This is a genomic window from Ammoniphilus soli, from assembly GCF_040813775.1.
The window spans coordinates 215,357-241,972 of the sequence record NZ_JBEGDL010000008.1 but is presented as its reverse complement, the minus strand read 5'-3'; the positions used below and the strand labels follow the sequence as shown (position 1 = coordinate 241,972).

The following is a 26,616-nucleotide window of genomic DNA, read 5'->3' as shown; positions in this document are numbered from 1 at the left end:
AAGTGTTATACTTTTTCTAAATATAGCGTTGGAGGTGGATAACTCTATGTACAGTTATCCAGAAGAACACGAATTACTTTCGTTGTTCGAGTGTGAACCAAAACTTTATGATGCCTATACAGAAAACTTGCCATTCTTTTATAACCAAGCAACATATGAGTTTTCTAACCAAACAGAACACTTTATCGTGACCCTCTCGCCTTCTTATGAAGAAGTAAGAATACAAGTCTCTGATGCATCATCTAATGAATTGTTAACTTATCTCGACCTAAAGAGAGTCGATAAATTTGAAATAGTGGCTGATAAGAAAGATCATTCAAGTGTCCTTTTAACGATTCAGAATGATGATACATTACAAACATTGGAGATTGATTTTAAACCGCGATTCAAGCTGATTCTTAAAGAACATAACATGAGATAGATAATCCATAAGATTTTGGTTAACCTGCTTACTGTACAAACGGGATTCTTTAGTTATAAAGTTTGAGGAGGATTAAAATGGCATTAGAACATGAGTTTTACCTCATCCCGAATACAGTAGATCTAGAACGATTTTGGATGTATAGAGAGAATAATTCTAATGTCATCGATAGTGTGATAATACATGATGACATTATTCTGTACGTTAGTGACACATTAAAATGGATTCCAAGTAAAAATCCATCTTTAAGTGGGATACCGAATGGTGTGGGGATTAACTACCACGGTGTGACTCTTTTTGATGAGGATTCTGCATATATCTTAAAAAGTATATTCTCCTCTTGGAGGGACTTATTTCAGGAATCACCGAAAGTATTAAAACTAACAGGGGAATTCGTAATGGTTGAGGGCGAGGAACATGCGGGTCATTATGAAGAGTTGGTTTTCAACCGAGATGAAATCATTGAGCAATTCGAAAAGATTATCTCATTTTCAGAGAGATTGGCTGAAGGTAAATTTTATTTATACCACTGTGGAATATAGAACTTTCTGTGATTTTTTTAATCCGCTAAAGGGAAGTAGAATGATAATAAGTTGTAACTTTCTTCTCCAATGGTCAGTCTAAATATTTAAACAATCATAAAGTTGAGGAGAGAGGGGCATACGACATGCGGAAATTTTATCTATTTATTGGTGTATTCCTAATGATAGGGTTATTAGCTTGTGCGAATTATTTATCAGCCCTTATTTCTCAAGAAGGAAATCCAATTCCATTCGCTACTGCAATAATAAAGTTAGATACAACCAATTCAGATATGATAAAGGTTACTGAACAACCCGATGAAATAACATATATTGCAAGAACCTCAAGTGGGAACAAACCATTCACTAATTTTATGAAAACAAAGGGATATCAATTTAAAGAGCAACTTGGTTCAGGATATATCTTCGAGAAGAATGGAGAAAAACTAATTGTATCTAGCAGACAATATACAGGTAACTATACAATCTGGCGTTACAGGCCAGCATCGGATTAAAATAAGACTTCTTCATTATTTCACTAAACATTCCTGTAGAGGCTAAGAAATAGCCTTTGCCAAAAAAGGAGCGCCTCGGTATGATGGGGGTGTGCACAGGGTCAAAGCCCTAAAAACCCATCAAGGAGGCGCTCTTACTATGAAGTTTAAACAATCTCATGGTCAAAATCAACGGATAGAAAGAATTACCCCTTCTCATCTTGTCGTTGGAATCGACATGGCGAAAGAAAGACACGTTGCTCAAGCGACAAACTTTCGTGGTATCGTCCTTTCGAATCGACATCTTTCCTTTACCAATGAACAAGAAGGATTCACAAAAATTTGGACGTTGGATGAAGGGACTTCAACAAAAACACCGCCTGAATAACCTCATTATTAGTATGGAGCCGACCGGACATTACTGGTTTAATCTAGGAACTGGCTTCTGGACAAGGGAATTCAAGTCGTATTAGTGAATCCTGCCACGACCAAACGAAACAAAGAAAATCGCGACGATACCCCTTCGAAGAGTGACCCGAAAGACGCTCTGGTTATTACGGATGTCGTTAGTCAAGGCTATTACTCAGATTACGTCAAGGACATGCATTTCAGAGATTGAAAACCATCATGAGTGATCGAGAGTTTTGGATCACGAATAGTGTTCGGTTGCAGAACAGAATTATTCGCTGGTTGGATATTCGGTTCCCAGAGTATCCGTCCGTATTTAAAGACTGGACTTGTCCACGATCGATGGCCACGTTAAAGGAGTTTCCAACTCCACTAGATCTTAAGTCTTTAAGGGTAGAAGAAGTGATTCAGCGTTGGAAAAAACATATGAAGCGACCCGGTGGTGCAACCGGTATCCAACGAGCTTCCTACCTCATCTATGAAGCCAAACACAGCGTTGGAGATACCACAGCTCTCGAAGAAACAAAACAAGATTTGTAACGGCTATTAGAGCAGTATGAACGCATTGTAGAAATGCTAGAGAAGATAGAAGAAGATATCCTATCCTTGCTTGGTGAGATTCCTATTGCCGAGCAAATGCGGTCCATTAAGGGTCTTGGCACGATCTTCACGGCAGCGATATTGGCTGGTGCAGGTGATCTCAAACAGTATGCTCATGGGCGTCAATTACTTCGTAGAGCAGGATTAAACTTAGCTGAAAGCACGTCTGGAAAGCGAAAAGGTCAAATTATTCTCTCTAAACGTGGAGATGCCACTCTGAGAAAATATATGTATCTCGCTACGACCCAATTGCTAGCCAATAATCCGGCTTTTAAACAGTGGCATGAGCATAACGTACAAAACAAGCACATGCAAAAACAGCGTTTCTATCTTTAAATTACTTGGAAAGCTGGCCCGAATCTTATTGGCATCGTTCATCATGGAGAATCTTTTTCTCTTGATAAAGCTACACCTATGTACGATCAGGCTGCATAGAATGGAGCTGTTCTCCTAGTTCACCTTCCCTTCGGTCAGGTTCACTACGGAGCTACATCCACTTCTACCTTGATTACTAACAGTCATTTTACCTTACGTAGATAGGCTCGTTCGCATGATTTTGAACAAAGAAAGCACGGAGGACCGAGTTCGATCTCCAGAAGGGCACAGACCTATTAGCTAAACCGTAATCGGTCTCCACACCTTAGACAGGTGTAACGAAGGAATGTAAGGGCAATGGACCCGTTAAGCCGTGGGAGGGTGAACCTCCAAGGTCAGATTGTGGAGGATACGTGCAGTAAAAGATTTCCAAGGAGAATCGACATCGTTTCTTCTATTTAATATGCCCAAATTCACTACCACCGGTTCGATCCGATTTACTTTTCATCGACTCATCTATTTTCGAGGTGATGAAATCCTGCGAATGAGCGAGCATACGTGAGAACCCCCCTTAAAACCGAGGGACGGAGATCTATAGCTAAATAACACTAATCATAAATGGCTGCCACTTTTGATGGCAGCCATTTATGATTAGTACTATTGGACAGGTTAGTTAAGTAACGGTGTAGTATTATAATTCGGAAGCATATAAGAAATATAGGGTTGTTCAGGGGGGCAATATGAAAAATAAGAAATTATACATCACATTAAGTTTCACATTAATCGGCTTCATTCTAATAGCATTGTTGAATTATATACCTCAATATATCGACGAAAGTATGCGTAATGGAGGAGAAGAGGAAGATAAAATCAAAGTTCAGCAAGAATTTTTGAAACAATTAGCTATAAAAGAGTCATTAACAAAAGATTCGATTGTTGAAATTTTCGGACACTACGATTCTAAAATAGGTGACTACTTTGTACAGGTAGTTTATAAAGATGAGCCAAATGTTATTTATTTCTATCATAAGATTGGAAATCAAGGATTTTGGTTGAGCAATATATTATCAAATGGTCAACAAATAACTGGTCACAGAATCGTTGATTTGAAAAATAAACACCGTTTTGCAATTGAGTAATGAAAATTCTTCATTTCACTAACGAGGATCGTTAGGTTCGGAGCAGTTTTAGATTGCTGCTCCTTCTTTCGTTGCAAGCAAACGGGAAGAAATGTTAAACAATTAAACTGTGGTACAATTAAGAAAAATAATAAGGAAATAAATAGGAGAGAAAAATGAAACGTTTTGGAACATGGACAATCGTTATAACCATGGTAGTGATTACCGCAATCGCTTTGTCTAATCTCCCTAAGAAAATAGAAGAACATAATCACGAAAAGCGATTCCAAGAACAGCTTGCAAAAGAAGTTGATCCACCGAAAGCAAAAGAAATGATTGAATCTGAAATAGCAAAGGGCAATTTAAGTGAATTTGGATTGATACGGATAAAAATATGCCGTCAAAAATTCGGAAAAAAAGATTCGCAGAACGAAAACATGAGTTCATGGAACAAATTGCCCTTTTATTAGAAAACCCAAGTATTGTTTATCATTTCAAAATAAAGTGATCGAGAAAAATTGTTATTTCACGGGATTCGATTGTTGAGGAGCAGTGTTCCATCGCTGTTCCTTTTTGTTGTCAAAGTATTGGGCAGGATTGTGAAATAAGAATATTAAATGTAAATAATTTGGAAAGTAACGTATGAACGCCCCTTATATGTATAAAATTTTGGGACATAAAATTATAACGAATAATTAAGTAGGCACTTTATTTATTCAGTGCTTATTTTTTATATAAAAATAATGGGACCGACAAATATAATAACACGTCTTATTTATAAAAGAAGGGGGGCACATAGTGATAAGTAATTGTTTAGAGATATTAAATAATATAGCTCCATCTTCACTTCAAGACAAAGACGAATTGTTAGAATACTTAATTGTTCGACACGGAAAAGACTGAATTAACATTTGCTATACCTATGTGAAAGACTGGGGAATTGGAGAAGATCTTGTATAGGATATATTTATAAAGGCTTATAAAAACATTTATAACCTTAGAGAGTTCGGACAGTCAAAAAAATGGTTAATTCATATAAGAGTAAACCACTGATTTGAGATATTTCAAACAGACTGTCATCTGTGTTTAAGTAAGTGGAAACAGAAATCAGGATTAAAACAGTGTGGTATATTGACAGTGTGATTAAATGATTTCTCCATCACACTTTTTCACTCCCTGTTTCTATATGATAAATATTCTAAAAATCTCTTGGACGCAAGGGAAAGTGATTTTTGCTCTCTCGTAGCAATACCAATATTTCTAAAAGCAGGAGCTTCAAGCTCTTTCGCTATAATTTGGTAAGGAATACGCTGTAAAATCAATTCTGGTAATATACTGATTCCTAGCCCGTTTTCCACCATGGACATAATGGCATAGTCATCCCATGTTGTAAAATGAACTTGCGGTGAAATATGGTGCTTCTTAAAAATTTCAGAGATTTCTGCTTTTGCCCCCTTCTCCAATAGCATAAACGGACTGTTCAATAATTCGTTGATTGGAAACTTATCGCAATTAGCAAGCGGATGATCCTGCGGAATCACTACCAGCAAGCGGTCTTGCTCCAAAAAGATAGTTTCAAGTTCTGCTTTTGACGGTAGCCGCAAAAATCCGAAGTCAACACGTCCATCTAAAATCCAGCTTTCAATTTCTGTATAATCACCAAGCAGCAGTTCAAAATCTATCTTTGGGTAGTCCTTCTTAAAAATCTTAATCATGTTAGGGAGCCAATGGGTTGCCACGCTGGAAAATGTCCCAATACGAATCATCCCAGACTGCATATCGTGTAAGTCTTCGATCTGCGTCATTAAGATTTCATGCTCATTACAGATTCGCTTTAATTGGGGCAGTAACTTTAAGCCATCTGAGGTTAAACTGATACCGGCACGTCCTCTTTCAAAAAGGGAAACCCCCCATTCCGTTTCTAAATCGTTAATCATACGGCTGATCCCAGACTGTGTATAGTCCAATGCTTCGGCAGCTTTTGTAAAGCTGCCAAATTCTGCTGCTTTGACAAATGCCATATATTTTTGGATATTCATATCTCTTTTCCTTTCCCATCTGGTTTCATCATACATATCATGAGAAACATTCATTTTTGTAATCCATGTAAAAATGATATGTTATTACTAACAAAAATTCAAATTAGGAAAGGAAAAGGTAATAAAGATGTTTTTTGGTGAGTGATATTATGGAAAAAGCACCAGACAGCTATAAGTCTCCACTACAAGAAATGGTCTACGAATCATTGACAAAGTTACAGATTTCATTTGAACGAGTGAATACAGATGAAGCAATTTCAATGGAGGACTGTATCGAGATCAATCAAAAATTGGATATGAAAATGGTAAAAACGCTGTTCCTCTGCAATAGTAAAAAGACAGAGTTTTATTTATTTATAACTACCTAGATAAGCCATTCAAATCAAAAGATTTCAGCGATGCACTCGGCATTTCACGCGTATCTTTTGCTCCTGCGGAGCTGATGGAAAGTATTCTGGGCGTAAAAATCGGTGCTGCTACTGTATTTGGCGTTTTAATGGACAAGGACAATCTTGTGCAAGTTGTTTTTGATAAGGACGTGCTTTTGGAAAAGTGGTATGGATGTAGCGATGGGACTACAACCGGATATATGAAGGTCAAAACAAAGCAGATCGTCAATAACTTCCTAACCTATGCAAAGCATATTCCGACTGTGTTTGAAATGTAAAATTCAGAAAAAGAATGGTGATTAAAGTGAAAAGTGCATATTTCAAATATATAGCCGCATTGCTCTTGTTTGGCTCCAACGGAATTGTTGCAAGTTATATTTTATTGAACAGCTATGAAATCGTTTTTTCGCGGACTTTGATAGGTAGCATTTTTCTGATTTTAGTATTTGCACTGTCTAAGCAGAAAGTACAGTTTTGGAAAAATAAATCACACTTTTTGTATTTAGTGATTTCCGGCGTGGCGATGGGTGCAAGCTGGATATTTTTATTTGAAGCTTACGAACAAATCGGTGTAAGTATTGCCACCCTTGCTTATTATTGCGGTCCTGTGATCGTCATGATCCTTTCTCCCGTTATATTTAGGGAAAAGATGACAAACGCCAAACTACTTGGATTTCTTTCTGTAATAATTGGAATGCTTTGTGTAAACGGGCACGCTTTTTTACAGGAAGGAAATTCATGGGGATTGATTTGTGGAATATTTTCGGCAATCACGTATGCCATTATGGTGGTTTTCAATAAAAAGGCAAAAAGCATAACAGGACTTGAAAATGCCATGTGCCAGTTAATTACGAGCTTTATAACAGTTGCAATTTTTATAGGGTTGAAGCAAGGATTTTCAGTCAACATTATGCAAGGAAATCTGATACCAATACTGCTATTAGGCGTTGTAAGTACTGGAATCGGTTGCTATTTTTATTTTTCTTCCATTGGTGGTTTGCCAGTGCAGACAGTGTCAATCCTCGGATATTTGGAGCCGCTTTCGGCATTGATTTTTTCAGCTGCTATTTTAGGAGAAAAGTTAAGTTTTGTCCAAATAGCCGGGGCTGTGTTGATTTTAGGAGGTGCAGCATTTGGAGAATTGTTTCGGTCGAAAAAAAATGAGCTAAGGGAAAGGGAAGAAAAGGGCAAAATGGTATTGTGATGGAGTAGCATGGGCGATGTTTCTAATGGTTCATAGACGTACGATGTCATTTGTCTAATTGACAGGTTCCTGTCATATGTCGATAAAGCAGTAATAGGTAAGTAGTAAAAGAAGCCCCTCCGAGTATGAGAGGGCTTCGTCTTTATTTAAAATGATACAATATATCAATTCCCTTCTTAAACTAACGGAGATCGATTGTTCGATAAGTTGGGCTGCGTCCGGTAGTTCTTTTTGTTCAGCGATTGGGCAGAATACTAGTTTAAAACCATCAAGGGTTCGTGTTGGAGATGAATTGATTTTAGTGTAGTGGATAATATATCCATAACGCTTATAACTAGCTCAAGAATGAAGGGAGAAACTGGGGGAAATACCATGCATGTGTGAGCAATGGAAAAGATCATTATTTATTTCTTTCTGTTTATTTCATTGATTATCTTAATAAGATGGTTCAATTTCCCACCTTTTCCCAAGTGGCTAGGATTGTATCTCTTATCAGCGTTTTTTTCAATTATATTCGCTCAAATTCTTGTGGGAGAATATAATTTTTTTACCTATCCAGTTAGACTTTTACCTGATGCATTTAATATAAGCATTGTATTTGATTTCTTTGTTTTTCCGATATTTAACGTATTTTTCTTCATTGTTTCAGAACATTCTACATTTCTAAAAAAGGTTATAACTTGCTTCATCATCGTCTTACCCATTACTATATCGGAAAAATGGGCAGAGGTTTACACCGATTTAATTGAATTTCATCGTTGGAATATCCTTCTTTCTTACTTTGGATCAGTTCTTTTTGTTTTAGGAATTCATTACTTATATCTTTTTTTGGTTTCAAAGAACAGTTTTTAATGAAAAGTAACGGAGATCAATAGCGAAGGAGTAGCTTTCTGGCTACTTTTTTACTATAGGGAGTTTATCGCATTAAATGGATACTTAACCTCCCTTTAGTTTCCAGGAATATTAATTGTTTAACTTTGAGGGATAATATGGAATAGTTTTGTAAGGAAGGAACAACAAAGATGATATCAATACTCTACTCAATATTTTGGCTTATAGCTTCATGGCGGTTGGTTAAGTGGTATCAGTGGAAATTGTATTATCCTACTGCGCTCTTCTCAGGGTTATTGAATCTTCTTTATGAGGTGGTATGTTCCGAGTATCAACTGTGGTCTATGGAACCTAATGGGTTACCTAATCGTACGTTAAATATCCTGTTGCTATCGCTTATAGGGATGCCATTTTCAACTATGATTTATTTATCTAACTTTCCATTTAAGAAGTCACGAATAAAGAAGTCCTTATATATTGCCCTTTTTGTCATGATTTTTATATTACTTGAGTATTTAGCTGTCTTATTTGGATCAATTACCTATCATAACGGATGGCATATATTTTTATCATTCTTGTTTGATATTGCTATCTTTATTATCCTTTTTATCCATTTTAGATATCCCGTATGGGCGTGGGTGCTATCAGCGGGTGTAGTGCTTGTGATTGCAATTAGTTTTAACTTGACTTTTGAAAAGATGAGATAGGTATATCTTACATGGATTTTGTATTGAACTATCGGGATTCGATTGTTCCATAAGCTGGGATGTGTCCGGCAGTCCAGTTTTTTGTTCCCCCAAAGGGAGAATAGTTGAAGAGCTATGGTTATAGGGATAACCTTCGGAAATAATAAGTCAGAGGTGTTTTTGATGAAAAGATTTGTTATTTCAATCTGCTTTATTTTTGTTTTGGGTAGCTTTTTTAATATCTTTAGTATTGTCGAGAACGCATTAGCAGCAAGTCAAAGCATTACATTTGAAGGAAAGTCATTTCGTCCCTTATAAATGGTTAAATAAAAAGCCGCTAAAACCATACGGTAGTAGCGGCTTTTTCTATGATATATATAAATTTTTAATTATGTCTTTGATAAAATGTACCGCCAGCCCCTACCTCCGCTGTCAGTGATGGCGACCCCAGATGTATACAACTATTTCTACAATGACAGTCAACATATAGTGATAAGCGGTAGCAGACATACAAAAAGCAGGATTGATTTAATACATATGTCAGCAGGGACTCTCTCATTTCAAAACACTGTTTTTACAAACCCTTAACATTACATTGGCTTTCTCTTAATAATCAAGTGCTACGATTATATCAACAACAACATAGCCGAGTATTCCTCAAGATTCCATAGACGATGATCGCTCTCGGCAGGAAATATCTATATTTGGCCATACACTGGGTGGAGTTCAGGAGATCCCAAGTGTAGCCATAGTTCTTGGGTCCGCATGATTTCGTTGATCATCATGTGTGTCTTAGGCTTGGCTATGCTTGGGTTTTTATTTTGGGCAAAAAGTGGAGGGCTAAATATGGATAGAGTGAATGAGCTTCTTGAAATGAATCCAGTCATTGCTGCGGTTAGAGATGTGGCGCAGATGGAGATGGCTTTGCAATCCCCGGTTGAAGTGATCTTTTTGATGACGGGGGATATCTTCAGTGTGAGGCCGTGTGTGGAAAAGACCAAAGATTACGGCAAATCAATCTTTCTTCACATTGACTTGATAAAAGGAGTTGCAAATGACAAGGAAGGCATCAAATATCTGGCCCGTGAGGTGAAGCCGAACGGGGTGGTCACGACGAAAAATCATCTGATTCAGGCAGCGAAACGAGAAGGGCTTATCGCCGTTCAGCATCTTTTTTTGATCGATACGCATGCGTTTGACTCCGGGATCCGCAATGTCTTGGAACTTCAGCCTGACGCCGTCGAGTTGATGCCTGGATTGATGCCGAGAGTAATCCGGGAATTTAGCGAAGCGGTTACCTACCCGATCATCACGGCAGGGCTAATCAAGGACAAGAGGGAGATTCAGGAAGCGCTGAATGCCGGGGCCCGCGGTGTCGCTGTGGGGACACGGGAGCTATGGGAGGAATAAAGGGCTGTAACCATTTTTGTAAAGAAGGTCGTGATCGCAGCTGTGCTAGACAATCTATCCCGATTGACCACGTTTATTTTGGATTTGGACGGATGCATTTACTCAGGGAATCAACTCTATCCCAGTGCACAGGAATTGATTTCTTTCCTGCAGGAAGAGCAAAAAGGGCTCTATTTTTTAACCAACAATTCGACGGACCGTTCCGGAAAAATTCGCGAAAAGCTGCTCCGGATGGGGCTACCGGCGGAAGAGGTGCCAATCCTAGTCGCAACGGAGCTTGTAGGGAGCTATCTGGCGGAGCGCTATGGCAGAATCCGTGTTCATTCCATCGGATCGGAGGATCTAGAGCAATCGCTTCGAATGGCGGGACATCAAGTCATTCCACTGGAAAGCCAGGAGCCTTGTGATTTCCTCGTGCTGGGAAGGGATACTTCCTTCACTTATCAAACCTTGCAAGCATGCACGAGAAGGCTGGAGAAAGGAGTTCGGTTGGTTACCACCAATCCGGATTTATATCATCCGGGAGAGGATGGCAGCCGCGTTCCTGAGACAGGAGCGTTGATTGCAGCCATTCAAGCGGTATCAGGAGTGATCGACGTGCAATCGGTCGGAAAGCCGTTTACCTATCCCTTTGATAAAGTCCTGCAAAACACGGGCGCCATTCCTGGGAACTGTGTGATGGTGGGGGACAACCCTTATACCGATATCCTGGGTGGACGTTCTGCCGGGATGTTTACGGTTTGGATTTCCCACGGCCATTCGTTCCCTGATCATTTGGGATTTGTGCCTGATCTGACGGTGGACTCTGTGAAGGAGTTGCTGGAGACCCTGCAAGAGCGAAAGGCTCTTAATCGATAAACATACAAGGAGGCTTTACTATGGAGAGGAACGTAATCTTGATCTGTATCGATGGGCTAGCTGCCTATTATTTGGATGATCCCTGCTGCCGTATGCCCAATCTGATGGAATTGGCGGACAGGGGGACCCGCGCGAAGAGTATGAAGGTGGCTTACCCCAGCTCGACTTGGGCGATGAATACCAGTATTGTGACCGGGGTCTATCCAAAGAAACACGGCGTGCTGGGAAATTGGGTGGTGAACAGGGCTGAACGCAAGGTCGTGGAGATTTTCGGAGACCGGCATGTAGAGAAGGAAACGAGAGTCCATGTTCCAACAGTGTATGATTTGGCTCATAAAAAGGGAGCTCGAACAGCTGCTATTTGCTGGCCGGTGACGCGTGGGGCGAAGCATCTGGATTTCAATATTCCCGAATTTTATGAGCAGGAGCTGTTCGAAAGCCATTGTACGCCTTCGTTCTGGAACGAACTGAAGGAGCAGGGGTTTCCGGTGGAACAGTATGGAGCTTGGAGCAAGGACCATTCCCGCGGGCATATGCAGGACTGGCTGACTGCCGAGATTGCCAAGCATTTGATTCGTACGCACCAGCCGAATTTCATGATGCTGCACTTCCTGCTTGCCGACAGTCTCCAGCATGACTACGGCACACATTCCCCAGAGGCCTACTGGGCCATGAACTACATTGATGAACGGATTGGGGAGATTCGTAAGGCCGTGCAGGAGCAAGGCATGGAAGAGCAGACCGATTGGTTTATCGTTTCCGATCATGGCTTTCGGGATGCCCATAGTGTCCTCAGTCCGAATGTCTTGTTCAAGCAAAGGGGCTGGTTTGATGAAGAGGATCCGTCCAAAAGCCAAGTCATGGCTGTGTCTAACGGGGGATCCGGCTATGTATATGTGTTCGATCAGGAGCTAAAAGACCAGGTGAAAGAGGAACTATTGGCTACTGGGGTGGTGGAACGCGTATTTGAGCGGGAGGATTTTGCTTCTTTGGGCTTGCCGAACCATGAGCATCCGCATCTGCCCGATTTGATTATAGAAGCAAAGGAAGGATATTTTATCTATTTTGGTGCGGAAGGTGATCAGGTGATTGGGACGCACAAATATAAGGGAATGCATGGCTATCTGCCGGACAAGGAGGAGCTGAAAGCCATTTTTGTCGCTTCTGGACCGGATATTATCCCGGGGATGGAGCTGCCTGAGATGGACATCGTCGATATTGCTCCGACGATTGCCGAAATCCTGAATCTAGAGCTTACCGAGACGGATGGGAAGGTGCTAAAAACGATGATTCAGGGTAAGGAGGTACGAGCGTGAACAGTGTAGATACTTCCATTCCAATGAATGGGAGAGAAAAGAGTCAGGTACGAGCTGCCCGAAGGGCAGCGCAGTGGAAAAAATGGTCATGGCCTTATTTCTTTTTAGCTCCTGCCTTGATTCTTTATGCGGTGTTTTTTATCTTCCCGTTTTTCTTTTCCGGCTTTCTTAGCTTCAGCCAGTGGAATTTAATCAGCCCGGAAATGGAGTATGTCGGGATGGAGAATTATCGCAGCCTGGTTGCCGATGATGTGTTTTGGACTTCCTTAAAGAATACGGGAATCTACGCCTTGGGCACGGTCCCTGTCACCATGGCAATCGGCTTGGCTCTGGCCATTTTGGTAGAGAGTGTGGGCCGAAACCGGGTCAAGGAGGCTTATCGCTTCTTGTTATTCATACCCGTGGTGGCTTCCCTGGCCGTGACTAGCATGGTCTGGATGCTGCTGATGAATCCGAACGGAGGGCTGCTGAATGAATTCCTGGTCTTGTTTGGCCTTCCTTCTTTCAATTGGCTGAATGATCCTAAAATGGCCATGTGGAGTCTGATTCTTGTGGGAATTTGGAAGGGTGCCGGGTACAACATGGTGCTGTATATTGCGGGGTTAAAAGGGATCGACCGCCAGCTCTATGAGGCGTCAGCCATTGACGGGGCCGGCAAGTGGATCCAATTTCGCTCGATCACTTGGCCGCTGCTAGCTCCGATGAATCTGTTTGTGCTGATCGTCAGCCTGATTCAATCCTTTCAGGTTTTTACGACGATTCACGTGATGACGCATGGCGGGCCGAATAATGCCACGAACGTCCTGGTCTACCAGGTCTGGATGGAAGCCTTCCAGTTCTTCGACATTGGCAAGGCGAGTGCGCTGTCGATGGTTCTATTCTTCCTGGTTCTGGCAATTACCATGTTTCAAATCCGGATGATGGACACCAAAATCCACTATCAGTAGGAGGGGATGGATATGAACGACAAGGCGATGAGATGGCTGAGCGCAGGTCTAACCCACAGTATTCTGGCCGGGGTTACGCTGGCAATGCTCATTCCAATCCTGTGGATGATCAGTACATCTTTTAAAACCGTGAATGAAGTGTTCGAAGGGGGATTGTGGTTTTTCCCGTCGTCGATTTCTTTGGAGGGATATGCACAAGTGTTTGAACAGACCCCTTTCTTTACTTGGACGTCCAACAGTTTGTTTGTGGCGGTTGTACAGACCGCGGGTCAAGTGGTGATTGCTTTTTTCGCAGCTTATGCTTTTGCCCAATTTCGTTTTCAAGGACGTGAAGTTCTATTCTATTTCGTGCTGGCCACGATGATTATTCCAGAGCAGGCAATGATGATTCCAACATTCATTACGATTAATTTATTCGACTGGATTAACACGTTCTCGGGAGTAATCGTTCCTCATTTGGCTAGCGGCTATGCGATTTTTCTCATGCGTCAATTCCTTTTAAGCGTTCCCCGGGAATTGGCTGATGCGGCGGCTGTGGACGGATGCGGGCCGCTCCGGACCCTCTGGCATGTGTATGTTCCAGCCGCCCTTCCGGCGGTTTCTGCGCTTAGCATCATTCTGTTCGTTAATCATTGGAATGAGTTTTATTGGCCCTTGATGGTCTTGATGGATGAGCAGAAGCTGACGCTCCCGATTGCCCTGGTGCGCTTCCAGAATGAAGGGATCATGGAATGGGTGCCGACTATGGCCGTTGCTACGATGTCTACAATTCCTGTACTGATTCTCTATTTCATTGCTCAGAAGAAGTTTGTTGAAGGGTTTTCCAACAGTGGTTTGAAAGGATAATGATTCGAAATTAGAGGAGGAATGAAAAATGAAGCGTTTGAAGTCCATGCTGTCTAAATTGTTGATTTTGAGTATAAGTTTAACTTCGATTGTGGGGTGCTCCCAATCGGCGAATGAAACATCAGCAAGCTCTGCGTCAAGTACGAGCAGCGAGAGCGGCCAGCCGGTAGAGATCAAGTTTTTGCATATTCATGGGGGCTCCGCTGAGGATACTGTTCAGCGCGTGGTAGATGAATTTCATAAGAAGCAGGACAAGGTTCGCGTGACCCCTGTGTTCGTGGAAGGCTCCTATGAAGGAATCCTGGAAAAAATGCAGGCCTTGGCTGCCACCAAGCAGCTTCCAGAAGTCGCACAGGCGGGTTTTAGCTATACGAACTATATGATTGACAATATGCCGCTGGTTCCGGTACAAAAGTATATCGATGAAGAAAAAATGGACCTGTCCGACTTTTTCCCGAAAATGCTTGAGCTAGGAAAAGGCAAAGACGGACAGATATACGGTCTCCCGTATGCTGTGAGTACCCCGGTTGTTTATTATAATAAGAATCTGTTCAAGCAAGCCGGTTTGGATCCGGAGAATCCTCCGAAAACCTTTGACGAGTGGCGCGAAGCTGCCAAGAAGCTGACTAGCGGTGAGCAAAAGGGAATTTTCTTCAACTACAGCATTACGGGGAACTGGATGTTCCAAGCGATGACCGAAACACTGGGCGGACAGATGGTATCGGATGATGAAAAGAGCGTTGCCTTTGATCAGGAGCCAGGCATAAAGTCTCTACAATACTGGGTAGATCTGGTCAATACGGACAAAACGATGCCAAATATCGATAACACGCAAGCAGTACAAAGTTTTACCAGCGGAAAGCTAGCCGTGTATGTCAATACGACAGCCTCTTTGCGCAGCTTACAGGCGGAAAGCAAGTTTGGAGTGGGAACTGCGCCGTTCCCGGTTGATGGAGTTCACCCTCGCCGCGTGCCTGCGGGCGGAAACAATGTGTTTATTCTGAAATCCAGCCCAGAAAAGGAACAAGCCGCTTGGGAATTCATCAAATTTGCTACATCTGCTGAAGGAACCGCCATTACCGCAGAAGGCATGGGCTACATGGCCTCCCGCAAGAGCGCAGTAGAACGTGAAGACCTATTGGGCAAATATTTAAAGGAAAATCCTGCTGCCTACACCACCTACACCCAGGTCGACGACATGGTCCAATGGAACAACTTCCCTGGCAAGGGAGGCACTCGGATTTTTAAAATTGTCCAGGACAACATTCAAGCCGCTTTAACCGGACAAAAAACGGCTGAACAGGCAATCAAGGATGCTGCGAACGAAGCGAATAGATTAATCAAATAGAATGTCTGTCACCTATCGAGTTAACAGTGGTAGTTAGTAAACCACCATTAATCAAAGTTATATCGGAGAGAACCTTATCCTTTTGTGAGAAAAAATCTATGTAAAAGCAGGAGGGCAGAATTTTCTGTCCTCTTTTGTTATACAACTCCCCATGTAATCCCGAACTTTTTGCGAGTAAGCGACCTGACTAAATCCAAGCAGTAAAGCTTTTCCCACGCCGTTCCGCATGGATAATTTTGACATATTATGTACGCAGTTTAAAAAATAAGTATCGGAGTATAAGGCGGGAGAGTCTAAATTAACGTCTTTATCCCCAAACCCCATAGGTATAGGATGACCTTCTTTATTCTAGATCTCCGTCCCTCTCTTGAATATGTGTCTGGCTTATACCGAGAGCAAATTCCAAAACGGAGCGTATTTCTGTATCTTGAGTCTTAGCTATAAAATATTTTAGAACCCAAATAGACATGCTATCGGTCATATAGGTAGACCAAAGATTTCCTAACTCAGCAGAAGTGAGTCTAATTTATGTTCAGTTTCCAATATTACCACTCCTTTTTCAGTCTTATTGTCCCCGAAACATATGAGAATATTTTACAATCAAGAAAGAAACTTATGATTATCGTGATATAAATTTACAATAATTTCCCATTATTAAGGGATACTAAAGAGAACATTAGTATTCAGGAGGGTAAAATGGAAACGGAACACAATCCAAAATTGGTTTCAACCGAACTTACGAATCTCTGGACTCAATACATGGGGGATAGCATGTCAGTTTGTATGCTCAAATATATGTTAAAGAAAGTGGAAGATTCCGACATTCGCTCGATTTTAGAATTCTCATTCACTCTATCCCAACGCCATCTTGAAAGGATTAAGGAATTTTTCCATGAAGAAAAATATCCTATCCCCTATGGATTTACAGATGAGGATGTCAACTTAGAGGCTCCACGCTTATTTTCAGACAATCTTTTCTTGAAATACATACACATTATGGCTGCACATGGATTGACAGGGTACGCCATTGCTTTTACTACTTCTGTGCGTTCTGATGTTCGGAAATATTATTCTGATTGTAATGTAGAATCAATGGAATTATTTAATCGATCCCTTGATTTACTCCTGTCCAAAGGACTCTATACAAGACCTCCATATCTTCACCCGCCGGAAATGGCTCAATATGTGAAAAAACAAGGGTTTTTAACGGGGTGGTTCGGCAATCGTCGACCGTTGAATGGAATTGAAATTAGTAACATTACCTTTAATATGAATAAAACGGTTCTAGGAAAAGCCATGGTTCTTGGATTTAGTCAAGTGGCACAAGCACAAGATGTTCGTGAGTATTTCATGAGAGGAACTCAACTTTCTTCAAAGCATCTTGAAATCTTTAGTTCCTTGCTTCATGAGGATAATCTCCCTTCTCCTCCATCTTGGGATGACGAGGTTGCCAATTCCACCGTGTCACCGTTTTCGGATAAATTAATGGCGTTTCATACAGGATTTTACACGCAAACAGCCGTTGCTTTTTACGGGGCAGCATTGGCAGTATGCATGAGACGAGATTTAGCTACACAATATACACGTCTGGCATCAGAAATGGAGCAATACGGAGAAGATGGAGCAAACCTCTTGATTAATAACGGTTGGATGGAGCAGCCGCCAACGGCAGATGATCGTGTTTCTTTAGCGAGCGGTGAGAAGTGATGGTATGGCGAGACTGGAGGGAATCGAGAAAATCGCATGGGGTATTGCTCTACCCGAATTTGCGCAATTTTTAAATCAAAAGTATTTTATAGGATTTGACTTTATTGTTTTAGAGTTCTTAATTAATGTAAATGCAAGGTTGAATCAAGCCATTATACTTCAGCTTTCAAGGTGACATTAAAAAATCAATTGAAGTGACCGATTACGGATGGCTGATGATTTACCCTTGTCTTTATCTTTTTGCTATCTATGATGCCTATAAAGATGCTGGAGGAGGTAATCCTTTTTCGTTTTTGCCCTTTGTCATCTCCGCTTACCTAGGAACCATTGGAGTCATTTTTCTCCTTATTTTTTAGGTCCTATTTGGCTACCAATACTTTGTATAGTTTTGGGAGCTGGTTTCGGAAATTTGATTCGTCGTTTTACAGATACCTAACGGATGCTTTTCCTTCGTTGCAATGATTGTTCGAAATCCAGTTGTTAAGATTTTCTCTGCCGTTGAATTTTGATGCATTTTCTCACATACTAAGCAAAAGTACATTTTAACCCCCTTTAATCTTTAATACCTTTAAGTATTCGTTATAAATACCTAATCACCTTTATTTCAAATTTAAATGTGGACCCCATGATACGATTATGGCGGTCTTATTTATCAGGTTTATCTTATTGAACGGGATTCAATAGCGGAGGAGTGGCTGCCATAGCTGCTCCTCTTCTTATTGGGCAGATCAATAAGGGTGATAGGGAGTTTTTTTGATTTGTCTCTCTCTTGGGAAGTAAAGTAATCCAATGTATTTTTGCTTTTATAATCGCGGTTTGATTAAATTTAATTAAATGTAATTTTGAAATGAGGAACATACCTTGAATTGGTTTGCGTATATCATGTTTTTCGTTAACCTAGCCATTATCTATTTCATGCCCAAAAGATTGACCAGACAGGAAATCTACATAGCTTGGGGCATTCTCTCTAGCGTTACACTCAACACGGATTTGTTTTTTGGGTATCTGCTGGACAAGTACGATTTTGTCTCATCCAAAATAACCTTCTCTGATTTGCTGTTTCAAGCCACAGTACCGCCTAGCTTTGGGGTCATATTCCTAAACTTCATGCCTACTGATCGTGGAAGATTCATCAAGTACATTATCGGTTGGGTCATTTTCTCTGTGGTGTTCGAGGCAATTTCGGTGAAGGTTTATTTTTTAGTCTACAAAGGGTGGAAAATATGGTATTCAGCGGTGATTTATCTCTTGGTGTTCCTCTACTTACGTTGGCATTACTTCTTTATCAAGAAAGTATTAGGAGCATAGATGTTTAATTATTCCGCAAAAGGGCAGGAGTTTTTTATATGTTCTTCATTTCTCGATTTATTATCGCATGGGCTATATGGCTAATCTTTGCTGATAAAAAACGTTGGAGAGAGATATTTCCGATATGTTTTTTTGCTGCGCATCTTGGGGGTACAACAGATATTATTATGCGTCATTACGAATTATGGGAATATAATGGTGCGCATACTTTAGTACGAGAGCTATTGGACGATTGGGAAACTTATATTGTTGTCACTTATTTGTTTATCCAATGGCTGCCCAAACAACAAACCTTTTGGAATCTTTTTAAATACTTCTTCATCTGGACCGCAGTTGCTATTGGAATAGAATGGACTCACGTTATTTCAGGAAAAATGGAGTACCATAAATGGTGGAATATGGGGTGTTCATATCTTTCCGATTGGTTTCTGTTTTGGCTTTTTTACAAAATACATAAATTGTTTACCAAAAAGATCTCTTTTCAATAAGATTGGGAATGGTTTCTTTGTTGTGCTAACAGGATTCGATTGTTGAGGAGCAGTGTGCCATCGCTGTTTCTTTTTGTTGTTGAAGTATTGGGCAGGATTGCGTAACAAAAAGTGGAATATACATGGATGTCATAACTAATGAGCAACGTGATCTAGTTTGATGTTATTCGACTAAAGGAGACAAAGAGTTGAGGAGTCAATTTTGTGGCTCCTCTTCTTTTTGTTCGTACGAAACGGGAGAATAGTTAAATTACTTGCAAATATCCTGATACCAATTAAATCTATTTTTTTGAGATAAATAAAATATTTTGTCCTAATAAAAAAATGTTGCACTAAGTAAAAATAAATTACATAAAATAAATTACTAATAATAATTATTAGTAATAAGCAAAGGAATACACATTTTCAAGGAGGGTTTGTATGGTTGTGAAATTTTTAAGGGAACATGCTTACGCATCGTATATCTTATTAACGATTCGTCTGTTTCTTGGTTGGAAATGGATGACATCTGGCTGGGGGAAGATCACCAGTGGTAAATTTGATGCAAGCGGATTTTTACATGGAGCTGTCCAGAAAGCATCAGGCGATCGTCCAGCGGTTCAATCATGGTGGGCTGACTTTATTAGTGGTTTTGCACTGCCAAATGTTGAACTTTTTAATCTACTTGTTCCTTGGGGCGAGTTTTTAGTTGGATTAGGACTTCTATTGGGATGCCTCACAACATTTGCGGTACTGATGGGATTAGTTATGAATTTTTCTTATATGTTCTCTGCCGCAGTAAGCTCTAATCCACAAATGGTTATAGCAGGAATGGTTATCCTTATTGCAGGTATGAATGCAGGGAAAATTGGGTTAGATCGTTGGGTTATTCCATATTTTAGAAAACAAATACAAAAAAAAGAGGAGCAAGAAAACTTGCCCCAAAGTGCACAATAGATAGAAATATCTATTACTAATATACTACTACAAAGGAACTAAAAATAAACTAAAAGTTTTTGCCACCTGAAAAACAAATATGGTTAGGTGGGATTATTGAGCATTCTCCATATTAAGCGTTACTTGAAAGGGGTAAATCGTCAGCGGAGATTGACTTTCTTCTTGTTTTGGCTGAATTATTTCATAGTTACGTATTGGAGCGTTTTAAAAATTAATACTATTTGTGCAGCCTAACTGGTGTCCCGTAATGGACACCAGTTTTAAATGTGAATAATTCGACAGCAACTTATTATGAAGGGACGGGAATCGTTGTTCAGGAGGGCTGCTATGGCAGTCTTCTTTCTTTTTGTTAAAGTAAAGGGAGTTTAGTTGAAGGGAAAGAGGAATACTTGATAAAAAATCCTCCGCCTCTTTTGTTAAAAATGGTAAATTATAGATAGTGTTAAGTCATCTTGGATTCACTCGTAATAGAAATTTAAAAAATATTAAAAGGAGAGGCAGAGATATGAAAACAAGAGTGACTGAGATTTTTGGAATCGAGTATCCCATTATTCAAGGAGGTTTAGCTTACCTAGCTTATGCTGAACTAGCTTCAGCTGTCTCGAATGCGGGTGGACTTGGACAAATTACTGCGGCAACTCTGGGTACACCAGAAAAACTCCGGGAGGAAATCCGGAAAGTACGTACGCTTACCAATAAGCCATTCGGCGTAAACTTTGCTATTGCAAGGCACGATGGGCACTATCAAGAACTGCTGGAAGTTGCCATTGAGGAAAAGGTGCCGGCAATTTCTATAACTGGAGCCAATCCTCAGCCTATCTTTGAACGAATTAAAGGAGAAAATATTCGAACTCTTGTCCTCGTTGCGGGTGTGAGACAAGCACAGAAAGCAGAAGAACTTGGTGCTGATGCAATAATGGCAGTTGGACAGGAAGGCGGAGGGCATTTAGGACGTGATGATATTGGTACAATGGTACTAATTCCTCGTGTCGTAGATTCTGTATCCATTCCGGTGATAGCCAGTGGGGGCATCGGCGATGGACGTGGTTTATTGGCAGCACTTGCACTTGGGGCAGAAGGGATTGAAATGGGTACTCGCTTTATCACTACTCAAGAATGTGTTCATGCAAGCCCTGAATATAAGCAAGCGATTCTAGGTGCGAAAGAGACCGATACAGTCATTATAAAAAAGACATTGGGTGCTCCGGGGCGTGTTCTTAAATCAGACTTTACCCTTAATATCATTCAACATGAACAAAGTGGAGCCACATATGAAGACCTAAAAGATGCGATTAGCGGAAAAGCAAATTGCAGGTTTATTTATGATGGAAATCATGAAGAAGGTTTCGGGTGGGCTGGTCAGGTGATTGGACTAATCAATACTATTCCAACAGTTCAGGAATTGTTTGATGAGATGATTTCTACGGCTCAAAATGGACAAAGACGTTTTGTAAACATCTTCAAAGGGTAGAACTAACGGTCATGATGATTCGATTGTTAAGGAGTAGGTGTAATTTCCTGACTCCTTTTCTTGTTGCTTAACGGGGATCGATAGCACGGGGACGGAATCAGCTTTCGTTGGCTTTTTTATTTTTTCATTGGTAATGATATATGCATACAGATGTTTCCCTATATCGTGTTACATTTACACATTGTTTTAGAAGGGATGTATTTTATGGCTGCGAAAACATTTGCCATCATTGGTATGGGACGTTTCGGTTCTAGCGTTGCTAAAACGCTTTATGAGATGGGTTATGAAGTCATGGCAATAGACTCTTCTGAGGAGAGTATACAAGAACATGTACAATATACCACTTATGCTGTTCAAGCTGACTCAACGGATGAGCAAGCCCTAAAAGAATTGGGTATCCGAAATTTTGATTCGGTTGTCGTTGCTATTGGGGAAGATATTCAAGCCAGTATCTTAACAACACTTGTTTTAAAAGAATTGGGTGTTAAGAACATTACAGTCAAGGCAAGAAACGAACGTCATGGGAAGGTACTTTATAAAGTTGGTGCAGATAGGGTGGTCTTCCCTGAGAGGGATATGGGTAGTCGTGTGGCTCATAATCTTGTATCACCGAACATCCTTGATTTCATTGAATTAGCCGCAGACTATAGTATTGTTGAAGTCGTTGCGGGAGAAAAATTAGATGGGAAATCACTTCTTGGTTTAAATATCCGTCCAAAGTTTGGGGTTAATGTTATGGCAATAAAAAGTGGACCCCGTATCAACATTGCTCCTCAAGCGGGAGATATTATTCGAGCCGATGATATTCTAGTGGTGATGGGTGAGAATACCCATTTAAAGCGTTTTGAGGAAAGTATTCATTCTAGCTACCATGCATAAAAAGAGGTTGTTATCTCATGTCATTGCTAAAGAGTAAATTGAGGTTAATTGAACTTCATCCGGCCCGTCTTCTGATTTTAGGGTTTGGGACGTTAATTCTTATTGGGACCATGTTGTTTATGTTACCGATAGCAACGGTAGAGGAAGGGCATGGATTGAGTTTTATTGATGCCCTATTCGAAGCCACATCAGCGGTTTGCGTAACGGGATTAGCGGTTGTTGATACGGGCACAACGTTCACTCCGTTTGGAGAAGCTGTACTTCTGGTCCTCATTCAAGTTGGAGGATGGGGATTTATGACGACAGGGGTATTCATGGTTGTCCTACTGGGTAAAAAGATTGGTCTAAAGGAGCGCTTAGTTCTCCAAAGCACGTTAAACCAGTTTGCATTAGAAGGTGTCGTAAAGCTTGTATTAAGAATTATCACCATCACGCTCTTAATTGAATTATTAGGAGCCATCATTCTCTCTATCCGTTGGTCAATGGAAATGCCGGTAGGAAAAGCCATTTGGTATGGAATATTTCATTCCATATCGGCGTTTAATAACGCTGGATTCGGATTGGAACCAGATAGCTTAAGCAAATGGGTCGGTGACCCTATCATTAACCTAGCCATCACTTTTTTGTTCATCACTGGTGGGATTGGATTTACGGTAATCATGGATTTGTGGACGAAAAAATCTATTCGAAAATTATCACTTCATTCTAAACTGGCATTACTTATAACGGTAATTATTAATGTGGTTTCGTCAATTATTATATTTGTTGCTGAATTTAACAACCCTGCTACTTTAGCTCATTTGCCTTTATCGGACAAACTGTGGGCATCGTATTTTCAGGGAGTTGTTCCACGGACAGCAGGATTCAATACGATTGATATCACAGCCATGACTCTTCCGTCACTCATTTTTATTATGGCACTCATGTTTATTGGAGCTTCCTCCGCTTCTACAGGTGGTGGCATCAAAATTACAACTTTTGCCTTGATACTCCTTGCTTTATGGTCAGTTCTAACCAATAAAGACGAGGTAAATGCTTTAAGGAGGAGAATTTCGTGGGAATTAGTTAATAAGGCTTTTTCGATTGGACTCACGGGAATTATATTCATATTTGTTATATTCTTCCTACTTTCTTTTACTGAACAGGCAGATATGAGCATTATTCTTTTCGAAACCGTTTCTGCATTTGGAACCGTGGGACTGTCCGCTGGATTAACAGGTGACCTTTCTCCTCTTGGAAGGATTCTTATCACGATTATGATGTTTATTGGAAGGATTGGACCATTAACTATGGCATTTGCTCTGCTAAAGTATAGTAATAAAAGTAAAGTAAAGTACATTGAAGAGAAGATATTAATCGGATAAGTGATTAAGCTCTTTCCATTCTGGGAGTTTCTTATTGTTTTGTTAAAATTGTAGTTTCGGTCAACTGATGGCATGTTTCTAGGATTCTTTTATGTAGAAAATGGCGGGCAATAAATTGATCAAAATGACTATTTTCCAAATGGAAAGATGGAATTAAGCAATCCTGTAAAAGCAGCCGACAAAGCAGGTAAAATTCTTAAATGGTTCAGACAGAATAACGATAACATTTTTCACATTCAGCATATCTCGGATCAAGAAGGGGCAAGCTTCTTTCTTCCAAACACGGAGGGAGTCAAAATAAATGAATCTGTTTTACCATAGAAGATGAAAGTATTATCATAAAACATACCCCTAACAGCTTTTTCAAGATTAGAAAGCAAATTAAGAGAAAATGGAGTGACCAAGCTAGTGATTTGCGGTATGATGACGCATATGTGCATTGATACCACAGTGAGAGCTGCAAAGGAGCTAGGTTTTGAATGTACACTTATTGAAGATGCATGTACGACAAGGGACTTATTTTATCAAGATAAGGTAGTGTCAGCGGATCAGGTTCATTATGTGTTTGTTAGTGCGCTTAACGGAATATATGCCACTGTAGTTTCGACCGAGGATTTCCTGCAACAAGAAGCTAACAAGATCTTGAAGAACAACTAATTTTATAATGAAAAAAAGGTTGCCCTCGTATGGCAGCCTTTTGTGCTATTGGACAGGATTACTGCAATACCACAAGTATCTCTTTACATTAAGCATTGGTTTTCATAAAAAGGGGAAAATACTTCCAAAGACACATCGGAGGGAAATTCCATATGTTCCTTATATATGGTGTTATTTGTTTCACAATTGGATTATTAATTACAAATTCGGTTTTTTCATACCAAAGCAAATATATTGACCCTTCCTTTTGGTCTACCCTTAAATATCAGTTTGCTGCTTTACCTCTTTTCTTGATAGCCAATGTATTCATTGGTTATGGTGTTAAATTTGGTTATAAAGCTTTAGGAAACTTAACTTTTGTTCTAGTCAGTTCTAAAGGATTAGAGATGCTGATTCTTATTTTGATGGGCTATATGTTTTATGCAGAAATACCAACGTGGAAAACATTCATTGGATTGGCTATTGTAGTTGTAGGATTAGTGGTTTCAAAATTATAGGTTTTCTTATTGCGCTACATTAAAGAGAATCAATAGTTCCATAAAATGCTAAACCCACCATTCTCAGTTGGTGGGTTTAGCATTTTTCAAAATCAACAACAAGTTTTAGCGGAGCTATGTTTTTAAACCTTTCCGATGCTGTTTCCCAGATGCCAATATGTATCCTATAACCGTTTAACTCTATACTCGCATCCATTATTCAGTAATAAAGGGGAAATAACCTTGATCGCTTTCATCGTATGGATGTATGATAAATCACAATAGGAAAATTCTCCATGTTTGATATTCTTTGTGCTGAAACAATGTTCACGTGAACATTGTTTCAATTTGTGATTTAAATTCTGGAATATAGTTTGGTATATTATTGGAAGGGGGGATTATTTATGAGTGTCACCATTAAAGATTTGGCCAGAATTCTCAACGTTTCACATACAACCGTTTCAAGGGCACTTAACAATAGTCCCCTTATCAGTGAAAAAACCAAGAAAAAGATACAGGATATGGCTAAAGAATTGAATTACGTGCCCAATTACAATGCCAAAAGCTTGGTTCAGAACAGATCGTACAACATAGGCTTATTTTTCTCTACGATTAGCCAAGCAACCTCGCCTCATTTCTTTTATGAAACGGTAAGAGGGATTAATAGTATTATTTCGGAAAAATATAACCTGGTAGTAGAAGGGATTGACAATTATAACGATTTTACAACGATAGATACGAAAAGATTTGATGGGATTATCCTGATGAGTCAAAGCGAAAATGACAACCCATTCATTTACCATGTATTGGAGAAAGGAATCCCATTAGTCGTCTTAAATAGGGAGATTGCAGATCCTTCTATTGTGAACATATTATCAGCCGATAAAAAGGGAGCCTATGAGGGCGTAATCCATCTTATACGTAATGGACATCAAAATATTGCTTTAATTGAAGGGAAAAAAGGGTTTCATGCTACCGTAGAGAGAAAAGAGGGATTTTTTGCTGCATTAATTGAGAAGGCGATCCCCATTCGTAAGGAGTACATCGTCCAAGGGGATTACACGATTGAAAGCGGATATTATGCCATGAAAAAGCTATTGGAAGTTAAGCCTGCGCCAACAGCCATATTTTGCTCCAATGACGAAATGGCAGTAGGAGCAATGAAAGCCATTTTTGAAGTAGGGCTGAAGATTCCGGACGATATATCGATTGTTGGATTTGATGATAGTCCATTCAGCCCGTTTACAACTCCTTCCCTTACCTCAGTAAGGAGATCGATAAGCGAGGTAAGCAAAGAAGGTGCAAAAAAGCTACTGTCTATCATTCAAGGGACCGATATGCATAAAGGTAAAATCTATATTAAACCTGAATTAATCATCAGGGATTCGGTCAAGAATAATAATTTTTCAACTTCAGAAAGGCAAGTATAAGTTGGACTAGAAAAACTCATCTCTCGATGAGTTTTTCTAGTTTGTAATTAGGACAGAAGATGTTAATTAAAAGCGTTTTCACAATTTAGCAAACAAAAAAATGTTTACGTGTGCATAAAAATGATGTAAAGTTGTCTTATGAACACCTC

Annotated in this window: 28 protein-coding genes and 3 pseudogenes; 27 read left to right on the top strand and 4 right to left on the bottom strand. The window is 40.0% G+C overall.

Annotation, left to right across the window (positions count from 1 at the left end; all coding sequences use genetic code 11):
* The first annotated feature begins 46 nt into the window (after nt 1-46).
* The 6 genes and pseudogenes from ABLT31_RS17590 to ABLT31_RS17565 all read left to right on the top strand — a co-directional run bounded on the left by ABLT31_RS17590 (nt 47) and on the right by ABLT31_RS17565 (nt 4,347).
* On the top strand, nt 47-421 hold the full coding sequence (locus ABLT31_RS17590) for a hypothetical protein (RefSeq protein WP_367753916.1): 375 nt from the start codon (nt 47-49) through the stop codon (nt 419-421).
* Nucleotides 422-498: 77 nt separating this feature from the next.
* Complete coding sequence (locus tag ABLT31_RS17585) at nt 499-963, top strand: hypothetical protein (RefSeq protein WP_367753914.1); 465 nt, start codon at nt 499-501, stop codon at nt 961-963.
* A 125-nt stretch (nt 964-1,088) separates the two neighbouring features.
* Entirely contained in the window at nt 1,089-1,457 is a 369-nt protein-coding gene (locus tag ABLT31_RS17580; protein ID WP_367753912.1) for a hypothetical protein, read from the top strand.
* Between the two features lie 139 nt (nt 1,458-1,596).
* Nucleotides 1,597-2,879: pseudogene (locus ABLT31_RS17575) on the top strand (IS110 family RNA-guided transposase).
* Nucleotides 2,880-3,499: 620 nt separating this feature from the next.
* Nucleotides 3,500-3,898: a hypothetical protein gene (locus ABLT31_RS17570; protein WP_367753910.1), complete on the top strand. Its 399-nt coding sequence runs from the start codon at nt 3,500-3,502 to the stop codon at nt 3,896-3,898.
* 155 nt (nt 3,899-4,053) lie between these two features.
* Nucleotides 4,054-4,347, top strand: a complete 294-nt coding sequence (locus ABLT31_RS17565; RefSeq protein WP_367753908.1) for a hypothetical protein — start codon at nt 4,054-4,056, stop codon at nt 4,345-4,347.
* 699 nt (nt 4,348-5,046) lie between these two features.
* Here the strand turns inward: ABLT31_RS17565 and ABLT31_RS17560 are convergent.
* Nucleotides 5,047-5,916, bottom strand: coding sequence for a LysR family transcriptional regulator (locus ABLT31_RS17560; RefSeq protein WP_367753906.1), 870 nt, complete (start codon nt 5,914-5,916; stop codon nt 5,047-5,049).
* 352 nt (nt 5,917-6,268) lie between these two features.
* On the opposite strand from ABLT31_RS17560, the gene ABLT31_RS17555 reads away from it, so the two are divergent.
* The 10 genes from ABLT31_RS17555 to ABLT31_RS17510 all read left to right on the top strand — a co-directional run bounded on the left by ABLT31_RS17555 (nt 6,269) and on the right by ABLT31_RS17510 (nt 15,751).
* Nucleotides 6,269-6,583, top strand: coding sequence for a YbaK/EbsC family protein (locus ABLT31_RS17555; protein ID WP_367753972.1), 315 nt, complete (start codon nt 6,269-6,271; stop codon nt 6,581-6,583).
* A 14-nt stretch (nt 6,584-6,597) separates the two neighbouring features.
* Complete coding sequence (locus ABLT31_RS17550) at nt 6,598-7,509, top strand: DMT family transporter (RefSeq protein ID WP_367753904.1); 912 nt, start codon at nt 6,598-6,600, stop codon at nt 7,507-7,509.
* A 387-nt stretch (nt 7,510-7,896) separates the two neighbouring features.
* Nucleotides 7,897-8,361, top strand: a complete 465-nt coding sequence (locus ABLT31_RS17545) for a CBO0543 family protein (RefSeq protein ID WP_367753902.1) — start codon at nt 7,897-7,899, stop codon at nt 8,359-8,361.
* Between the two features lie 170 nt (nt 8,362-8,531).
* A complete protein-coding gene (locus ABLT31_RS17540; RefSeq protein ID WP_367753900.1) occupies nt 8,532-9,047 on the top strand; it encodes a CBO0543 family protein in 516 nt (171 codons plus the stop codon).
* A gap of 825 nt (nt 9,048-9,872) precedes the next feature.
* Nucleotides 9,873-10,436: a glycerol-3-phosphate responsive antiterminator gene (locus tag ABLT31_RS17535; protein ID WP_367753898.1), complete on the top strand. Its 564-nt coding sequence runs from the start codon at nt 9,873-9,875 to the stop codon at nt 10,434-10,436.
* 30 nt (nt 10,437-10,466) lie between these two features.
* Nucleotides 10,467-11,294: an HAD-IIA family hydrolase gene (locus ABLT31_RS17530; protein ID WP_367753896.1), complete on the top strand. Its 828-nt coding sequence runs from the start codon at nt 10,467-10,469 to the stop codon at nt 11,292-11,294.
* Nucleotides 11,295-11,314: 20 nt separating this feature from the next.
* Complete coding sequence (locus ABLT31_RS17525) at nt 11,315-12,610, top strand: alkaline phosphatase family protein (RefSeq protein ID WP_367753894.1); 1,296 nt, start codon at nt 11,315-11,317, stop codon at nt 12,608-12,610.
* Entirely contained in the window at nt 12,607-13,557 is a 951-nt protein-coding gene (locus ABLT31_RS17520) for a carbohydrate ABC transporter permease (protein WP_367753892.1), read from the top strand. Before ABLT31_RS17525 ends, ABLT31_RS17520 begins: the two co-directional genes overlap by 4 nt.
* A 12-nt stretch (nt 13,558-13,569) precedes the next feature.
* Nucleotides 13,570-14,403, top strand: coding sequence for a carbohydrate ABC transporter permease (locus tag ABLT31_RS17515; protein ID WP_367753890.1), 834 nt, complete (start codon nt 13,570-13,572; stop codon nt 14,401-14,403).
* Nucleotides 14,404-14,431: 28 nt separating this feature from the next.
* On the top strand, nt 14,432-15,751 hold the full coding sequence (locus ABLT31_RS17510) for an ABC transporter substrate-binding protein (RefSeq protein WP_367753888.1): 1,320 nt from the start codon (nt 14,432-14,434) through the stop codon (nt 15,749-15,751).
* Between the two features lie 96 nt (nt 15,752-15,847).
* On the opposite strand, the pseudogene ABLT31_RS17505 reads toward ABLT31_RS17510, so the two are convergent.
* A pseudogene (locus ABLT31_RS17505) lies at nt 15,848-16,087 on the bottom strand (YvdQ family spore coat protein); the annotation flags it as partial.
* Between the two features lie 7 nt (nt 16,088-16,094).
* Nucleotides 16,095-16,277, bottom strand: coding sequence for a DUF3231 family protein (locus ABLT31_RS17500; RefSeq protein ID WP_367753970.1), 183 nt, complete (start codon nt 16,275-16,277; stop codon nt 16,095-16,097).
* Between the two features lie 170 nt (nt 16,278-16,447).
* Between ABLT31_RS17500 and ABLT31_RS17495 the strand changes: the two genes are divergently transcribed.
* Together ABLT31_RS17495 and ABLT31_RS39020 are read left to right on the top strand one after the other, a co-directional pair.
* Nucleotides 16,448-17,458: a DUF3231 family protein gene (locus tag ABLT31_RS17495; RefSeq protein ID WP_367753886.1), complete on the top strand. Its 1,011-nt coding sequence runs from the start codon at nt 16,448-16,450 to the stop codon at nt 17,456-17,458.
* On the top strand, nt 17,448-17,633 hold the full coding sequence (locus ABLT31_RS39020; protein WP_462976507.1) for a hypothetical protein: 186 nt from the start codon (nt 17,448-17,450) through the stop codon (nt 17,631-17,633). Before ABLT31_RS17495 ends, ABLT31_RS39020 begins: the two co-directional genes overlap by 11 nt.
* Nucleotides 17,634-17,825: 192 nt before the next feature.
* Here the strand turns inward: ABLT31_RS39020 and ABLT31_RS17485 are convergent, their stop codons facing one another.
* Entirely contained in the window at nt 17,826-17,999 is a 174-nt protein-coding gene (locus ABLT31_RS17485) for a DUF3973 domain-containing protein (RefSeq protein WP_367753884.1), read from the bottom strand.
* A 320-nt stretch (nt 18,000-18,319) separates the two neighbouring features.
* Between ABLT31_RS17485 and ABLT31_RS17480 the strand changes: the two genes are divergently transcribed.
* From ABLT31_RS17480 to ABLT31_RS17440, 9 genes and pseudogenes are all read left to right on the top strand, one after another.
* The gene (locus ABLT31_RS17480; protein ID WP_367753882.1) at nt 18,320-18,766 is read left to right on the top strand and encodes a hypothetical protein; all 447 of its coding nucleotides are present in this window, start codon (nt 18,320-18,322) and stop codon (nt 18,764-18,766) included.
* Nucleotides 18,767-18,804: 38 nt separating this feature from the next.
* Nucleotides 18,805-19,254: a CBO0543 family protein gene (locus ABLT31_RS17475; RefSeq protein ID WP_367753880.1), complete on the top strand. Its 450-nt coding sequence runs from the start codon at nt 18,805-18,807 to the stop codon at nt 19,252-19,254.
* Between the two features lie 420 nt (nt 19,255-19,674).
* Nucleotides 19,675-20,190 carry a DoxX family membrane protein gene (locus ABLT31_RS17470; protein ID WP_367753878.1) on the top strand — a complete coding sequence of 172 codons (516 nt, stop codon included), beginning with the start codon at nt 19,675-19,677 and terminating at the stop codon, nt 20,188-20,190.
* 484 nt (nt 20,191-20,674) lie between these two features.
* Nucleotides 20,675-21,661 carry an NAD(P)H-dependent flavin oxidoreductase gene (locus tag ABLT31_RS17465; RefSeq protein WP_367753968.1) on the top strand — a complete coding sequence of 329 codons (987 nt, stop codon included), beginning with the start codon at nt 20,675-20,677 and terminating at the stop codon, nt 21,659-21,661.
* A 204-nt stretch (nt 21,662-21,865) separates the two neighbouring features.
* Nucleotides 21,866-22,540, top strand: coding sequence for a potassium channel family protein (locus ABLT31_RS17460; RefSeq protein WP_367753876.1), 675 nt, complete (start codon nt 21,866-21,868; stop codon nt 22,538-22,540).
* Between the two features lie 17 nt (nt 22,541-22,557).
* Nucleotides 22,558-23,904: a TrkH family potassium uptake protein gene (locus ABLT31_RS17455; protein ID WP_367753874.1), complete on the top strand. Its 1,347-nt coding sequence runs from the start codon at nt 22,558-22,560 to the stop codon at nt 23,902-23,904.
* Between the two features lie 147 nt (nt 23,905-24,051).
* Nucleotides 24,052-24,561 (top strand): annotated as a pseudogene (locus ABLT31_RS17450) (cysteine hydrolase family protein).
* A 152-nt stretch (nt 24,562-24,713) separates the two neighbouring features.
* Nucleotides 24,714-25,058, top strand: a complete 345-nt coding sequence (locus tag ABLT31_RS17445; RefSeq protein ID WP_367753872.1) for a hypothetical protein — start codon at nt 24,714-24,716, stop codon at nt 25,056-25,058.
* A 383-nt stretch (nt 25,059-25,441) separates the two neighbouring features.
* Nucleotides 25,442-26,467: a LacI family DNA-binding transcriptional regulator gene (locus tag ABLT31_RS17440; RefSeq protein ID WP_367753870.1), complete on the top strand. Its 1,026-nt coding sequence runs from the start codon at nt 25,442-25,444 to the stop codon at nt 26,465-26,467.
* Nucleotides 26,468-26,616 lie beyond the last annotated feature (149 nt).